Consider the following 14447-nt stretch of genomic DNA (forward strand, 5'->3'; position numbering starts at 1 on the left):
TGCCTCGCGTACGGGAGACGAGTGGCCAGACGGGGGAGACAGGCGACCTGGGTACGGGAGACGAGTGATCCGCGAGCGTGCGGGAACACCCGATCCGCCGCGCGCACCGCCTGCGCGCCCGCACACACCGGCGCGCGCCCGCGTGAGCGGCCGGGCGACCGGTGTGTGCGGCGGGATCCGGCGCTCAGGCCGGCGCGCCACGCTCCTTGAGCATGTCCGCCATGAGCCCGATCTCCGACTGCTGGCCCCGGACCATGCCCGCCGCCAGGTTCTTGATCTCCTCGGTGCCGGCCGCGTCGGCCGCCGCCCGCGCCATCTCCGCCCCCGAACGGTGATGTGCCGTCATCAGCTTCAGATACAGCACCTCGGCGTCCCGGTCCTCGGCCTTTTGCAGCGCGTCGAGTTCGGTGTCGGTGGCCATGCCCGGCATCAGGGAACCGTCACCCCTGGGCGTGAAGGTGTGTCCCATCCACGTCATGGCAGGAGCCCCGGACGACTTCGGCCGACCCCACATCTCCAGCCAGCCGAGCATCATGCCGCGCTGATTGGCCTGGGTGTTGATGATGTCGTACGCGAGCCGGCGCACCTCCACGTCGGACGTCCGGTCCCGCACGATGAACGACATCTCGACCGCCTGCTGGTGGTGGATGGACATGTCCCGGGCGAAACCGACATCGGCCGACGTCTCCGCGGGCGCGGCCGGTGGCTCGGCGGAGTCCCCGGAGGAGCGCCCGGCGAGCATCAGCGCGACGAGCCCCCACGCCACCAGCAGCACCGCGCCGCCCGCCACCGCCAGGGTGCGCGAGGAACGCGACGAGGAGGTCATCGGGCGACCCCGCCCGTGCACGCGGCGCCCGGCTCCGGGGTCTGCGGCCCCTGCACGTACTTGGTGAAGAACTGCTCCACCCGCGCGTCGGCGGAGCTTTTCACCGTCACCTGCTTGCCCCACGCGCTGAGGACGAGCGGGGCGGCCTGGTCCTCGACGGGGCTCATCAGGGAGTACGGCGTCGCCTTGACGCGTTCGCCGAGCTTCTTCACGTCGTCCGGGTCCGCCTTCTTCGTGTACGTCACCCAGACCGCGCCGTGCTCCAGGGAGTGGACGGCGTTCTCCTTCGGTATCGGCTCGGTGTAGACGTCCGCGTCGCAGTTCATCCACACCGGGTCGTGGTCGCCTCCGACCGGCGGGTTCATCGGGTAGGAGACCTTGGTTCCGACGTGGTTCTGGGAGAGCCGGCCCCAGGTCCGCTCGCCCTGGACGGGGGCGGCCTCGACCTCTGCCTCGGCCTTCTCCTTGTCGTCGGCTGCGGACATCAGATAACCGGCGCCCGCGACGAGCGCGCCGATCACGGCGACGGATGCGGCGATGGTGACGACGCGGACGCGCCGCTCGCGGGCCCGCTCCCTGCGGCGGGCCTCCTCCAGCTTGGCGCGGCGGGCGGCGGCGACGATGTCCTGTTTCTCGACGGAAGCCATGGGAAGTCCTTCGGTTCTGTGCACGGATGAGGTTCGGGGCCATGCCTTCGGGCATGCCGGGGAGCGTCCCCCCGGTGTCCCGGGGGAACGGGCCCTGCCTCTAGATCCGTTGAACCTGCAGACGGAGGTGGTCGACTTCGCGCACGGCGTCGTTGGACGGGCCGCGGATCGCGGCGGCGCCGGTGAGCGGGGCGGCGGACGCCGTGGCGGTCGAGCCGGGGAGTGCCATGGGTGCGCTCTGGCCGGGCAGCACGACGGGCGACGTGTGCTCGGACTTCCCGTGGCAGGAGCTTCCCGCGCCGCGCTGCTCGGGGGAGAGCGCGAGCGCGGTATCGACGGCCGCCGGGTGCGCCGGTGTCATGGCCCGGGCGGCGGCCTCGGCACGGGCGGCGCCGAAGTGGTGTCCGGCCGGTCCCGTGGTCGGGACCGAACAGCACGAGACCAGGGCGCACAGGACGAACAGCCAGCCCAGCACCACCGACACGGGCGCACTCGGCCCTCGTCGGTGCATCGGTCGGCTCGGTCTGTTCATCCTCGCCATCGTAAAGGTGTGTGAATTTTCAATGACGGGTGGGTCGGGCGGTCCCGGATGGAAGTTCCCCGCGTGCCGAGCGGCGTATGCGCGCTCTTGGAGCGCCGGTGACCGGGCGCGAGCCGCCCGTGCGTGCCGACGACCGGGTCGTTCGCGCTCCCGTGAGTCGGTGACCGGGCGCACGCCCCCCGCGCGTCAGGGACGGGCGGTGCTCACCCCCGGTCGAGCGCCCGGTCGGTGAGCGGGCCCGCGCAGCCGGTGTACCGGGCGGGTTCCGTCAGCTCGGCCAGGTCGAGACCGGTGAGCTCCGGCTCCTCGTCCAGGACGTCGGTGAGGACATCGGCCAGATCCGTGGTCTCCGCGCGGGCCCGCGCGGCGGCGTTCACCAGCACCTCCCTGGCCCGCTCGCGGCCGATCCGGCCGGCGAACACGGCGGCCAGCCGCTCCGAGACGATCAGCCCGTCGGTGAGCTGGAGGTTCTCCCGCATGGCGTATGGGACGACGCGCAGGCCCCCGGCGAGTTCGGCGGCATCGCGCGCGGCCCCGCCAGCGAGCCTCAGCAGCTCGCGCAGCGGCTCCCACTCGGCGTGCCAGGCCCCGGCCGGCCGTTCGTCCCCGGCGGCCAGCGATCCGTACAGCGTCGCCGCGAGACCCGGTGCGCGTCGGGCGGCCGCCGCGATCAGCGTGGCCCGTACAGGGTTCGCCTTGTGCGGCATCGTGGACGAGTCGCCGCCGTGTCCCTCGGCCACCTCGCCGATCTCGGTGCGGGACAGGATGAGCACGTCGGCGGCCATTTTGCCGAGGGCGCCCGCGGTGAAGGCGAGCGCGCCCGCCAGATCGGCGACCGGGGTGCGCAGGCTGTGCCACGGCAGTAGCGGTTCGGCCAGACCGAGCTCGCTCGCGAACGCCTGGAGCAGCGGCATGCCGGGGCCGTGGCCGTCGAGAGCCGCGTCGTCCCCGTCCTCCCGCGGTGCGAGGACGTCGAACGCGGCCAGCGTTCCCGCCGCGCCACCGAGTTGTACGGGCAGCGATTCCCTCACGGCCGACAGCCGGTCCCGGGCGTCGAGGATCAGCGCGCGCCACCCCGCCGCCTTCAGTCCGAAGGTGATCGGCACGGCGTGCTGGGTGAGGGTGCGGCCGGCCATCGGGGTGTTGCGGTGCGCGAGCGCGAGCCGCGCCACCGCGTCCGCGGCCCGCGTCAGATCGTCGAGCAGCCCCGCCAGGGTCCGCGCGGCGACGAGCATGGCGGCCGTGTCCAGGATGTCCTGGCTGCCCGCACCCCGGTGCACGTACGGCCGGGCCTCCGGCTCGACCGCTGCGACCAGATCGGAGACCAGCGGGACGACCGGATTGCCGACCGCGCGGGCGCGCAGCGCCAGGTCCCGTACGTCGAAACGGCTTGCCTCGGCCGCGGCCGTCACCGCGCGCCCGGCCTCGACGGGCGCGAGCCGGCAGACGGCCTGGGCGCGGGTGAGGGCCGCCTCCGCGTCGAGCATCGCCTGCAGGAAGGCGCCGTCGCCGGTGGCCGCCTCGGCGGGGGAGCCGGCCCTTTCGGGGGCGAGCAGTCCGGCATCGTTCTCGTACGTCAACTGAACTCCAGGAAGACCGTTCGTCACCGTTGCGGCGCGCCGAAGCCAGCCGGACGCCGATGGAGGAGCTTCCATCGGACACCGAAGGCGGAACCGGCGCGCGGCGGTCGCGGTTCAGGGTGTGTCGCCAAAGTGGCGTCGTCCGCCCGAAGGCCGGACGGGACTCTCGAATACACGCCCCAGGACAGGAGACCCGCCGGACCACGTCCCGCAGGGTGGTGCTCGGCCCTCGTCACCCGTCCGGTGGATGCCGAAGGCCGCGCCCTGCGGGTCACGGACCACCGCGATCCGCGGCCCCTCCCGAACGCTCGTGGGCGGTGGCAGCCGCCGTGTCCACGTCCGCCACCCCGAAGTACGGCAGCCAGTCGGCCGACCGGTAGGCGGCGAACGCGTCGTCCATGACCACCGGACCGCCGAAGTTCTTCCCGGCCAGGCTCCACCGCGGATACTTCTCCGAAGCGGTGTTCACCGCCCATCCGAGGACCTCCGGGTAGAAAGCCGGCGCCGGTTCGGCCTCATGGGTGACGAGTTCGACCCAGCCCAGCGCGCCGGGCGCGTTCAGTCGCTCGAAGCCCGCGACGGCGCGCGCCTGCCACAGCGAGAAGGCCGCCCCGGAGGGTCCGCGGCCATCGCGAACCGTCCCTCGTCGAACACGCCCAGCGGGCCCATCAGGAGCGAACCGCCCGCCGACCTCACCTGTTCGTCGGCGGCGTCCGTGTCCCCGGCGGCGGAAGTATTTTACGGGTGTAATACCTGCTAAAGTATTTGGGGTGAGTAACGCGACCATCCGATCCGCACGGCGTTCCGTGCGCATGTTCCCGCTGGTGGCGCCGCTGCGCCTCGTCCGCCCCTCGGACATGTGGTTCAAACCGGCGACGAGCGTGGTCGTCGCCTCGGCGGTGCCGAACCTGACGCTGTTCGCCGTCGACCGGCTGGACCTCGTGATGTACACGATGGCCGGTTCGCTCTGCGCGCTGTACGGACACAACCTGCCGTACGCCCGCCGCGCCCGGGCGGTCGCGGGCGTCGTGCTCGCGATGGTCATCGGCATGGCGGTCTCCCTGGTCGCGGCCTCGCTCACCGGGTCCACCGCCGTGCTGATCGCGGTGGGCGCACTGCTCGCGGCCGTGCAGAAGATCCTCTGCGACGCCACCCGCATCGGTCCGCCCGGGCCGGTGATCTTCACCTTCGTCACGTCGGCCGCGCTCTTCGGGCCGCAGCGCCTCGGTCAGGTGCCCGGCCATCTCGCGCTGGTGCTGGCCGCGGGGGTGGTCTCCTGGCTGGTGACGCTCGCGCCCGCGCTGATCCGCAGAGAGGGTCCGGAACGCCGGGCGACCGCCCGGGCCCTCGATGCCGCCGCGGCGTACGCCGACCACCCCGGCGATCGGACCCGGCACGCCGCTGTCGCCGCCGTGCACGGCGCCTGGCAGTCGCTCCTCGCCTCCGGACGCCCCACCTCCGCACGCCGGGCGCTCGAACGCCTCGTCGTCCATGCCGAGGCCGCCCTCGCCGGGGGACTTCCGGGCGGCGGCCCGGCCGCCCCCGCCGCACCCGGCCCCGACCGGCTCCGCGACTGGGCGCGCCAGACCCGGGGCCGTGGCCCGGTTCCCGCGCCGCCCCCGGCCCCCGGCACGTCCGAGGAACTGTTCGGCATCGACGCCGAGCGGGCCGCCCGCCGCGCCGGAGGGCGCCGCGAGGCCCGGCGCGCCCTGCTGCGCAGGCTCGCCCCGGGCTCCCCGCTGCTGCCCATCGGCGTCCGCGCGCTCGTGGGCTGCGCCCTGGCCGGATATGTCTCCCAGGCGGCCGGCGTCGGCCGCCCGTACTGGGCGATCGTCACCGCCGCCGCCCTCTACCAGGCCAATGTGTCGCTGTCCTGGAACCGCGCACTCCAGCGCACCCTCGGCAATCTGCTGGGCGTCCTCGTGTTCGCGGCCGTCCTGCCGCTCAGCCGGGTCTCGCCCCTCGCCCTGATCGGCTGCTGCCTGTTCTTCAACTTCGCGGCGGAGGCCCTGATCACCCGCAACTACTGGCTGGGCTCCGTCGCCGTCACGCCGATGGCCCTGCTGGTCATGGAGTTCGGCGGAACGTACCCGGCCGGCGAACTGATCGGCGACCGGGTGCTCGACACCGTGATCGGCGCCGCCATGGGTCTGCTCGCAGCCATGGCGGTCACCAACCGCCGGGCCACCGGGCGCCTGGAGCAGGCCCTGGCCGACACGCACCGGGCCCGGGCCCACGCCGTCCACGCGCTCGCCGCCCCGCAGCCCACCCCCGCCGCCCTCGACGCCGCGCGCCGCCGGCTCACCGGATCGCTCGTCGAACTGCGCGAGGCCGACGACGCGGCGGCCGGCGAGTGGTGGCAGCGCGCCCTGCCCCAGGAACAGGTCCTCGCGGCCGAGCAGGCGGGACACCGTACGCTCGCGGCTACAGCGACACGGCGGGGGCTGATCGCCCCGGCCCAGGAGAACGGAGCGGTGTGACCGACGACATCGTCGCCTCGGTGGTACGGCAATGGCAGGCCGTCAACCCGGAGCTGGACACCGGACCCATGGAACTCATCGGCCGCATCAACCGCTGTGCGGCCCTGCTCCAGCAGGCGGAGGACGCTCCGCTGCGCGCCGCCGGACTGACCCGTGCCGAGTTCGACGTGCTCGGTGCCCTGCGCCGTACGGACCATGAGCTGACCCCCGGGGAGCTGGCCAGGGAGACGTTCTCCTCCGGTGCCGCCGTCACCAAGAGGTTGCGTGTCCTGCAGGAACGCGGACTGGTCGACCGGCGCGGCGACGAGCGCGACCGCCGCGTCGCCCATGTCCGCCTCACCGAGGAGGGCGGTGCGCTCGTCGACCGGTTGCTGCCGCGGCAGTTGGCGTACGAGCGCTCGGTGCTGTCGGGTCTCGACGAGCAGTCCCGCGCCCGGCTCAGCGCCCAGCTCAGCGAGTTGCTGGTGCAGCTGGAGGGGCGCATCGGCGGCGGCCGACGCTGAGGCCGGGAGCCGGGAGCCGGGAGCCGGGAGCCGGGAGCCGGGAGCCGGGGAGAGGGGGTGAGGGCTGAGGGGGTCCGGTGCCTCGGCCGACGGCGTCAGGTCACGTCCAGCAGTACGACGGACCGGCGCAGTTCCTCGGCCCGGTGCAGCAGGGCCCCGTCCTCGCCCCGGTCGGCGGGCCCCGACGCCACCAGCGCGAGCCGGTCCCGCCGGCTCGACCCGGCCAGCGGAACGGCCACGGTGTGCAGCCCCGGGACCGACTCCCCGCGGCTGACGGCGTATCCCCGGGAACGGACGAGGGCGAGTTCCGCGAGCAGCGCGGACCGAGTGGTGAGCGTCGCGGACGTGTATCCCGGCAACTCCTCCCCGGGGTACAGGGCTCGCACCTGTTCCTCCGTCAGCGACGAGAGCAGCAGCTTGCCGCCCGCGGTGGCGTGCGCCGGGCGGGTACGGCCCAGCTCCAGCGTCGCTCGTACCGGATGCGGCGACTCGCGCCCGTCCGTGACGATGATCTGGTCCCCGATCAGTGCCGCGCTCTGCACCGTCTCGCCGGTACGCCGGGCCGCGTCGTCCAGCACGGCCCCGAGCCGTCGCCGGGCCGCCGCGCCGAAACCGGCCGGGAGGCCGAGCCGGACCAGTTCGGGCCCGGCCGTGTAGCCGCGCCCCGAGGAGTCCCGTACCGCGAAACCGCGGCCCTCCAGGGTGCTGAGCACCCGATGGGCGGTCGACCGGCCGACGGAGAGCAGCGCGGCCGCTTCCGAGACGGTCAGCCGGTCGTGGGCGAGGAACAGCTGTATGAGCCGTAGCCCGGTGTCCAGCGATTCGATCGTGTAGCGCCGTGTTCGCTCCATGGCGTATCCGTTCTCCTGTTCCGCTCTGTTCTGCTGCCCCGCGCCGTCCTGCGTCCGGACGCGGGTTCCGGTCCGGGGTGCGGGTTCGTCGCCGGGCCGGGCGCGGGTGCGGTGCGGCCGGCGTACCGCCTTCGTGTACGAGGTCGTCTGCGGGTCCGGCTGGCCCATAGGGGTGAAGTTCGCGTTCCGCCGGGCGCTCGCGCCGCCCGGGTGCGCCCCGGTCGGGGCCGCGGTCGGTGGTGAGGACCGCGGCGGCCTGCGGGATGTCGGTCCGGTCGACCTGGTGGCCGGTGCCCGACGGGGCCTCCGTCACAGCGTGACTCACTCTGCCGCGCTGAGCCGTTCAGTCATGAATGTGCACCTTTCGATCGGCTTCGATCACAAGTGGTCTTGTCCCATTGAGGAGGACGGCAACGGACGTTTCTGGCTGAATGGTTGAGCCGTCATGGTGCCATGTTCCCTGTCAATCCGGCCCGTTTCGTCGGGACGCGGGGTCGGTGTGGCGCGCATCCGTCCTTCTGTGCGGTACGCAAGGCTCCGAAACGCACCGGATTCGGCCACCCGTCACTCGTTGTGCACGCTCGGAGGCGCTGTGTAGGAAAACTCGTGAGTGTATTACCGCGCGAGCGTTCGCGCAGAGGGTTGGATGAATGTGCTGAGGCGCTGATTCGATCTGACTAAGCTCACGCGCAGCGCAGTCGAGTTGAGATGAATTCGAGTACTTGTTCTCAACTGTCCAGGCTGGCGCTCATATCTCCCGAATCAACCGCCCGAGGTTCTAGATGGTCCGTGTCGAATCACCACCGACCGAACGGGAAGCACCCGTCGTTCGAGCCGTGTTGCTGCCCGTGGTCCTGTGCGGTGGCGCGACCGCCGCCGCGGCGGCGCTGTTGTCCGGGGCCGCGCGGATACCAGTCATCTGGTGCGGCGCGCTCGCCACCGTCCTGATCGCCGCGCTCACCGTTCAACTCGCCCGGCGCGCACGTGACATGCGCAACCAGCGCGCGGCGTACGAGCGGCGCTTCGCCGACCTGGAGCGGCGCATCGCGGCCCATGACGACGAGACCGTGCGGATCGGCAGGGAACTCCTGCCCGCCGCCATCCACCGGCTGCGCGTGGGCAATTCGCCCGAGGAGGTGCTCCGGGACGTCGTCGACGCGGACGAGCGCTACCGAGATCTGCCCGAGGCCCAGCGTTCCTTGGTCTACAAGGTGCTGAACATCATCGACAACGAAGAGGCGCTGCGCGACTCCGCGCAGCGTGCCTTCGTCAACGTCGCCCGCCGCGTACAGGCGATCGTCCACCGGCAGGCGAGCGAACTGCGCGAGATGGAGGAGCACCACGGACGCAACCCCGACGTCTTCGACGACCTGCTCCGCATCGACCACGGCACCGCGCTGATCGGCCGTCTCGCCGACTCCATCGCGGTGCTCGGCGGTGCCCGGCCCAGCCGTCAATGGCCCAAGCCCGTACCGCTGTTCAGCGTTCTGCGCGGTGCCATGTCCCGGATCCTGGAGTACCCGCGGGTCGATCTGCACTCCATCGCGAAGGTCGCCATCATCGGCACCGCCGTCGAACCGCTCATCCACGCCTGTGCCGAACTCCTCGACAACGCCACCCGGTACTCGCCGCCGCAGACACGGGTCCACGTCACCGCCGTCGAGGTGCAGACCGGCATCGCCATCGAGATCGAGGACGGCGGAGTCTCGCTGAGCGAGGAGGCCCGCGCCCGCGCGGAGAACATGCTCGCCAGGGCCCAGGCGGGCTCCAGCATGAACGACCTCGGCGAGTCCCCGCGGCTGGGCATGGCCGTCGTCGGCCGTCTCTCCCGGATGTACGACCTCCAGGTCTCTCTGCGCCAGTCCGCGTACGGCGGTGTCCGGGCGGTCCTCATCGTGCCCCGCGCCATGATCACCACCGGCCCGGCTCCCGGCATCGCCCACGGCATCGGCGCCACCTCGCGGCCCACCAGCGACATCGACCAGGAGGCCATGAAGCACGTCGTGCCGGCCCGGCGCAAGCCGCGCCCCGTGGCCCAGCGCCCGGCCACCGGCCCGGTCGCGCCCGCCATCCGGCCGGCCGTGCCCGCGGCCGCCATGGAGGACGACGTCCCCGTGGTCACCGAGTGGACCGCCGGCGGCCTCCCGCAACGCCGCAGCCGCGGTCGCGCCCCCCTGGGCTCGCACAACCTTCCCGCGCAGCCCGTCGACCCCGCTCCGGCACAGCGCAACGGCCATGTCAACGGCCACGGGCACGGACACGGTCCAGGAGGTGACGGCAACCGGGAACAGCCGCCCGGGCTCTGGCTGGAGGCCTTCACCAACGCCGTCAACGGCGTGCCGCAGGAGCCGAAGACCGACGAAGACTCTGACGACGCCTGGGACAAGGGAGACCTGAAGTGATCCAGCAGCGGGGAAACATGGACTGGATGCTCAAGGAACTGGCCGAGGACGTGCCGGACATCCACCAGATCGTGGTGCTGTCCGCCGACGGACTGCGCATCGCCCAGCACGGCGGCGACCCCGATGTCGCCGACCGCCTCGCGGCGGCCTGCGCCGGACTGCAGAGCCTGGCCGCCGCCGTCGCCACCGAGATCCCCTACAGCGACGGCATCATGCGCCTGGTCGTCATCGAGGTCACCGGCGGCTTCTTCTACATGATGGCGGCCGGAACCGGCGCCTACCTCGCGGTCCTGGCCGGTGAGACCGTCGACGCCGGACTCGTCGGGGCGCGGATGCGCGACATGGTCGTCAGGATCGGCGCCCATCTGACGAGCCCCCCTCGCCATGACAGGCAGGGCGGATGAACCCGCCCCGACGAGAACGCAGAACGGCCGACCCGGTGCTGAGCGATCCGGAACGGTTGTACGTGCTCACCGGCGATCCCGACGGAAGCGAGCGTGCCGCGCTCGACCTGGTGACGATGATCGTGGCGAAGGCCGAGCCGACGCCGACGGTCCAGCCGGAGCAGGCCGTGATCCTGCGGCTCTGCCAGGCCCCGTTATCCGTCGCCGAGATCTCGGCGTACCTGGCTCTGCCCTTCAGCGTGGTGACGTCGCTCCTCACGGAACTCCTCGTGACCGACCTCATCGAATCGCGCGCACCCATCGTTCGCGCCACCCTCCCGGACAGGTCCCTTCTCGAAGCGGTGATGCATGGACTTCAGAAGCTCTGACACGATCGCCGGCCCCCGGCGCGAGGACGTCCTTCCCACCACGGCCACGGCCGCGGTGAAGGTCGTGATCGTCGGCGGGTTCGGGGTCGGCAAGACGACCATGGTCGGATCCGTCAGCGAGATCCGGCCGCTGACCACCGAAGAGACCATGACGCAGGCCGGGGTCGGCGTGGACGACAACTACGGGGTGGAGAGCAAGACCGCCACCACCGTCGCCATGGACTTCGGGCGGATCTCCATCAGCGAGGAACTGATCCTCTATCTGTTCGGAACCCCCGGCCAGGAACGGTTCTGGTTCCTGTGGAACGGCCTGTTCGAAGGCGCCCTCGGCGCGGTTGTCCTCATCGACACCCGCCGCCTCGAGGTCAGCTTCGACGTCATCGGCCGGCTGGAGGAGCGCGGAGTGCCGTTCGTCGTCGCCATCAACACCTTCCCCGACGCCCCGAAGCACCCCGTCGAGGCGCTGCGCAGCGCCCTGGACCTGCCCGAAGAGGTCCCGATGATCGACTGCGACGCCCGGCTGCGCGGCTCCGGTCGCGACGTGCTGATGACCCTGATGCGTTACCTGCACAGTCTGGCTCTCCCGCTCGCCTGACCGCACGCCACCCCCGCCACACACCCCCCGCGCGTCCCATCCGTCCGGATTCTCGGGAATCCTGATCCCTGGAGCGATCGTGACAACCCCCTTCCACTACGAGCCCGGAGCGGCCCGGGGGCCGGTTCCGCCCCCCGAGTGCCCGGCCCGCGGCCTCGGCATCGGCCCCGGCGGAATCCGCCGGCTCTACGGCCCGGAGGCCGAGCGGGACCCCCATGGGCTGTACGACAAGCTGCGCGCCGAACACGGCACCGTGGCGCCCGTGCTGCTGCACGGGGACGTACCCGCCTGGCTGGTCCTCGGACACAGCGAGAACCTGCACATGACCCGTACGCCCTCGCAGTTCTCCCGGGACTCGCGGCGCTGGCGGGCCCTGCAGGACGGCACCGTCGCCGCGGACCACCCCCTGGCCCCGATCTTCACCTGGCAGCCGATCTGCGTGTTCGCCGACGGCGCCACCCATGAACGCCAGCGCGGCGCGGTCACCGACAGCATGGCGCGCATCGACACCCGTGGGGTGCGCCGCCACATCAACCGCTACAGCAACCGGCTCGTCAACGAGTTCTGCCAGGAAGGCCATGTCGACCTGGTCGGCCGGTTCGCCGAGCGGCTGCCGATGATGGTCATGTGCGCGGTCCTCGGCATGCCCGAGGAGTACAACGACCGGATGGTCCAGGCCGCCCGCGACATGATCCGGGGCACGGCGACCGCCGTCGCGAGCAACGCCTACGTCTCGGACGTGCTGACCCGGCTCGTCAAGCGCCGTCGGCGCGATCCCGCGGACGACTTCGCCACCTGGCTCGTCGAGCACCCCGCGGGGCTGAACGACCAGGAGGTCAGCGAACACCTCCGGTTGATCCTCATCGCCTCCTACGAGGCGACCGCCAACCTGATCGCCAACGTCCTGCGCATGGTGCTCACCGACCCCCGCTTCCGGGCCAGGCTGAGCGGCGGTCACATGACGGTGCCCGAGGCGGTCGAGCAGACGCTGTGGGACGAACCACCGTTCACCGCGGTCTTCGGCCGGTGGGCGGTCGGTGACACCGAACTGGGCGGCAAGCAGATCAGGGCGGGTGATGCCCTGATCGTCGGGATCGCGCCCGCCAACGCCGACCCGGTGGTGCGGCCCGACCTCGGCGCCGACATGGTGGGCAACCGGGCCCATCTCGCGTTCAGCGGCGGCCCCCACGAGTGCCCCGGACAGGACATCGGGCGTGCTATCGCCGACGTCGGCGTCGACGCGCTGCTGATGCGGCTTCCCGACCTCGAACTCGCCGTGGACGAGGGCGAACTGCGGTGGATCGGGAACATCATGAGCAGGCATCTGGTGGAGCTCCCGGCGGACTTCGCCGCCCGCCCGCCCCAGGACGACAAGGAACCGCCGTCCATGGGCAAGCCGCACTCGCCGCGCCAGGACTGGGAGGTGCAGACGACCGTCCGGCACACCGGTCCCACACCCGACCGCGACGCGGGCCGGGCGCCGGTGCCCGCACCGGCACCCGCCTCGTCCTCCGGACCCGGCTCCGCTCCTTCCCCCACCTCTGTCCCCTCCACCGCTCCGATCCGTGCGTCCGCTCCTGGGACGGGGGTGACGGACTCGACGGCGGCGGCCGTCGACACGTCCCGGGACGCGCCCGCTCCCACCGGACCGGCGGCCGACCGGATCCCGCAGCAGCGCGGTGAGTCCGCCCCGGCGCGGCTGTGGCGTGTCGTCTCGCGGTGGTGGAGCGGCGACTGACCATGGGGTGCCCGGGAGGGCCGCCGGGGGACACGGGGCGCGGCCGTCCCCGCGCCGCGGGCCCGCCCCGGGCCCGCTCCCGTCCCCGTACCATGCGGAAGCGTGAAGCTGACAATTCTGGGCGGCGGCGGATTCCGGGTTCCACTCGTCTACGGGGCGCTCCTCGCCGATCACGCCGAGGGCCGCGTCTCGGCGGTCACCCTCCACGACACGGACGCCGACCGGCTCGCCGCCGTCGCCCGGGTCCTTCGCGAACAGGCCGTGGACGTCCCCGACGCCCCCGTCGTCACCGCCACCACCGAGCTCGACGACGCCCTCCGGGGCGCGGACTTCGTCTTCTCCGCGATCCGCGTCGGCGGACTCGCGGGCCGGGCTGCCGACGAACGCGTCGCCCTCGACGAAGGCGTCCTCGGACAGGAGACGGTCGGCGCGGGCGGCATCGCATACGGGCTGCGCACCGTTCCCGTCGCCGTCGACCTCGCACAACGCATCGCACGGCTCGCCCCGGACGCCTGGGTCATCAACTTCACCAACCCGGCCGGACTGGTCACCGAGGCCATGGCCCGCCATCTGGGCGACCGCGTCATCGGCATCTGCGACTCCCCGGTGGGCCTCGGCCGACGTCTGGCCCGGCTCCTGGGCGCCGACCCCGACCGGGCCTGGATCGACTACGTCGGCCTCAACCACCTGGGCTGGGTCCGCGGCCTGCGCGTCGACGGGCGCGACGAGCTTCCGCGGCTGCTGGCGGATCCCGGACTCCTCGGGTCCTTCGAGGAGGGGAGGCTCTTCGGCGCCGACTGGATCCGGTCGCTGGGCGCCGTCCCCAATGAGTACCTGCACTACTACTACTTCAACCGGGAAGCCGTACGCGCATACCAGGCCGCCGAGCAGACCCGGGGCGCCTTCCTCCGCGAGCAGCAGGAGGGCTTCTACGCCCGTATGAAGGACCCGGACACTCCCGCCCTGACGGCGTGGAACCGCACCCGCGCCGAACGCGAGGCCACGTACATGTCGGAGAACCGGGAGGCCGCCGGGGCCGGTGACCGCGACCAGAGCGATCTGGACTCCGGCGGGTACGAGAAGGTGGCGCTCGGCCTCATGCGGGCCGTCGCCCGCAACGAACGGACCTCGCTCATCCTCAACGTCCGCAACCGCACGACGCTCTCCGTGCTTGATGCGGACGCCGTCATCGAGGTGCCCTGCCTGGTCGACGCGGGCGGAGCCCATCCCGTCGCGGTCGACCCGCTCCCGTACCACGCCGTCGGCCTGGTCACCGCGGTCAAGGCCGTCGAGCGCGCCGTGCTCGACGCGGCGGACAGCGGCTCGCGCGCCGCCGCTGTGAAGGCGTTCGCGCTGCACCCGCTGGTCGACTCGGTGAGCGTCGCCGAACGACTCGTCGACGGATACCTGAAGGTCCACCCCGGTCTCCGCTACCTCGACCGCCCGTAGTGCTGGGAGCGGCACTTAGTGCTGTGGCCGGAAAGGATTGCCGGGAAGCTCGCGGCGTCCGGT

At 72.3% G+C, this 14447-nt stretch carries 14 protein-coding genes; 8 read left to right on the forward strand and 6 right to left on the reverse strand.

Features of this window, described 5'->3' with window-relative positions:
* Positions 1-184 precede the first annotated feature (184 nt).
* From ACFYY6_RS23765 to ACFYY6_RS23785, 5 genes are all read right to left on the reverse strand, one after another.
* A complete protein-coding gene (locus tag ACFYY6_RS23765; protein WP_388648888.1) occupies positions 185-826 on the reverse strand; it encodes a DUF305 domain-containing protein in 642 nt (213 codons plus the stop codon).
* Positions 823-1473, reverse strand: a complete 651-nt coding sequence (locus tag ACFYY6_RS23770; RefSeq protein WP_386609064.1) for a DUF3105 domain-containing protein — start codon at positions 1471-1473, stop codon at positions 823-825. The genes ACFYY6_RS23765 and ACFYY6_RS23770 overlap by 4 nt, the downstream gene beginning before the upstream one ends.
* Before the next feature lie 100 nt (positions 1474-1573).
* On the reverse strand, positions 1574-2005 hold the full coding sequence (locus tag ACFYY6_RS23775) for a hypothetical protein (RefSeq protein WP_389195003.1): 432 nt from the start codon (positions 2003-2005) through the stop codon (positions 1574-1576).
* Between the two features lie 212 nt (positions 2006-2217).
* Positions 2218-3594, reverse strand: a complete 1377-nt coding sequence (pcaB, locus tag ACFYY6_RS23780) for a 3-carboxy-cis,cis-muconate cycloisomerase (protein WP_351522471.1) — start codon at positions 3592-3594, stop codon at positions 2218-2220.
* Positions 3595-3865: 271 nt separating this feature from the next.
* Positions 3866-4063 carry a hypothetical protein gene (locus ACFYY6_RS23785; protein WP_351522473.1) on the reverse strand — a complete coding sequence of 66 codons (198 nt, stop codon included), beginning with the start codon at positions 4061-4063 and terminating at the stop codon, positions 3866-3868.
* Positions 4064-4406: 343 nt separating this feature from the next.
* Between ACFYY6_RS23785 and ACFYY6_RS23790 the strand changes: the two genes are divergently transcribed.
* Entirely contained in the window at positions 4407-6074 is a 1668-nt protein-coding gene (locus ACFYY6_RS23790; protein WP_386609072.1) for an FUSC family protein, read from the forward strand.
* On the forward strand, positions 6071-6577 hold the full coding sequence (locus ACFYY6_RS23795; protein ID WP_351522475.1) for a MarR family transcriptional regulator: 507 nt from the start codon (positions 6071-6073) through the stop codon (positions 6575-6577). The genes ACFYY6_RS23790 and ACFYY6_RS23795 overlap by 4 nt, the downstream gene beginning before the upstream one ends.
* Before the next feature lie 95 nt (positions 6578-6672).
* Here ACFYY6_RS23795 and ACFYY6_RS23800 read toward each other — a convergent pair whose 3' ends face one another.
* Positions 6673-7596 carry an IclR family transcriptional regulator gene (locus ACFYY6_RS23800; RefSeq protein ID WP_386609067.1) on the reverse strand — a complete coding sequence of 308 codons (924 nt, stop codon included), beginning with the start codon at positions 7594-7596 and terminating at the stop codon, positions 6673-6675.
* A 614-nt stretch (positions 7597-8210) separates the two neighbouring features.
* Here ACFYY6_RS23800 and ACFYY6_RS23805 point away from each other — a divergent pair.
* The 6 genes from ACFYY6_RS23805 to ACFYY6_RS23830 all read left to right on the forward strand — a co-directional run bounded on the left by ACFYY6_RS23805 (position 8211) and on the right by ACFYY6_RS23830 (position 14384).
* On the forward strand, positions 8211-9830 hold the full coding sequence (locus tag ACFYY6_RS23805) for an ATP-binding protein (RefSeq protein WP_351522479.1): 1620 nt from the start codon (positions 8211-8213) through the stop codon (positions 9828-9830).
* Positions 9827-10234: a roadblock/LC7 domain-containing protein gene (locus ACFYY6_RS23810; protein WP_351522481.1), complete on the forward strand. Its 408-nt coding sequence runs from the start codon at positions 9827-9829 to the stop codon at positions 10232-10234. Before ACFYY6_RS23805 ends, ACFYY6_RS23810 begins: the two co-directional genes overlap by 4 nt.
* Positions 10231-10602 (forward strand): DUF742 domain-containing protein, encoded by a 372-nt coding sequence (locus ACFYY6_RS23815; RefSeq protein ID WP_351522482.1) that lies wholly within the window; start codon positions 10231-10233, stop codon positions 10600-10602. Before ACFYY6_RS23810 ends, ACFYY6_RS23815 begins: the two co-directional genes overlap by 4 nt.
* On the forward strand, positions 10583-11197 hold the full coding sequence (locus ACFYY6_RS23820; RefSeq protein ID WP_351522483.1) for an ATP/GTP-binding protein: 615 nt from the start codon (positions 10583-10585) through the stop codon (positions 11195-11197). Before ACFYY6_RS23815 ends, ACFYY6_RS23820 begins: the two co-directional genes overlap by 20 nt.
* Positions 11198-11276: 79 nt before the next feature.
* The gene (locus ACFYY6_RS23825; RefSeq protein WP_389195007.1) at positions 11277-12935 is read left to right on the forward strand and encodes a cytochrome P450; all 1659 of its coding nucleotides are present in this window, start codon (positions 11277-11279) and stop codon (positions 12933-12935) included.
* Positions 12936-13037: 102 nt separating this feature from the next.
* On the forward strand, positions 13038-14384 hold the full coding sequence (locus ACFYY6_RS23830; protein WP_351522485.1) for a 6-phospho-beta-glucosidase: 1347 nt from the start codon (positions 13038-13040) through the stop codon (positions 14382-14384).
* The last annotated feature ends 63 nt before the right edge of the window (positions 14385-14447 follow it).

The organism is Streptomyces sp. NPDC001750 (assembly GCF_042892615.1).
Classification (GTDB): Bacteria; Actinomycetota; Actinomycetes; order Streptomycetales; family Streptomycetaceae; genus Streptomyces.

Bases quoted from the DNA above. Each gene is read 5' to 3' on its own strand.
- ACFYY6_RS23820 (WP_351522483.1), top strand. From the start codon at position 10,583: ATGGACTTCAGAAGCTCTGACACGATCGCCGGCCCCCGGCGCGAGGAC.
- ACFYY6_RS23800 (WP_386609067.1), bottom strand. From the start codon at position 7,596: ATGGGCCAGCCGGACCCGCAGACGACCTCGTACACGAAGGCGGTACGC.
- ACFYY6_RS23765 (WP_388648888.1), bottom strand. From the start codon at position 826: ATGACCTCCTCGTCGCGTTCCTCGCGCACCCTGGCGGTGGCGGGCGGC.
- ACFYY6_RS23770 (WP_386609064.1), bottom strand. From the start codon at position 1,473: ATGGCTTCCGTCGAGAAACAGGACATCGTCGCCGCCGCCCGCCGCGCC.
- ACFYY6_RS23805 (WP_351522479.1), top strand. From the start codon at position 8,211: ATGGTCCGTGTCGAATCACCACCGACCGAACGGGAAGCACCCGTCGTT.
- ACFYY6_RS23790 (WP_386609072.1), top strand. From the start codon at position 4,407: ATGTTCCCGCTGGTGGCGCCGCTGCGCCTCGTCCGCCCCTCGGACATG.
- ACFYY6_RS23775 (WP_389195003.1), bottom strand. From the start codon at position 2,005: ATGAACAGACCGAGCCGACCGATGCACCGACGAGGGCCGAGTGCGCCC.
- ACFYY6_RS23815 (WP_351522482.1), top strand. From the start codon at position 10,231: ATGAACCCGCCCCGACGAGAACGCAGAACGGCCGACCCGGTGCTGAGC.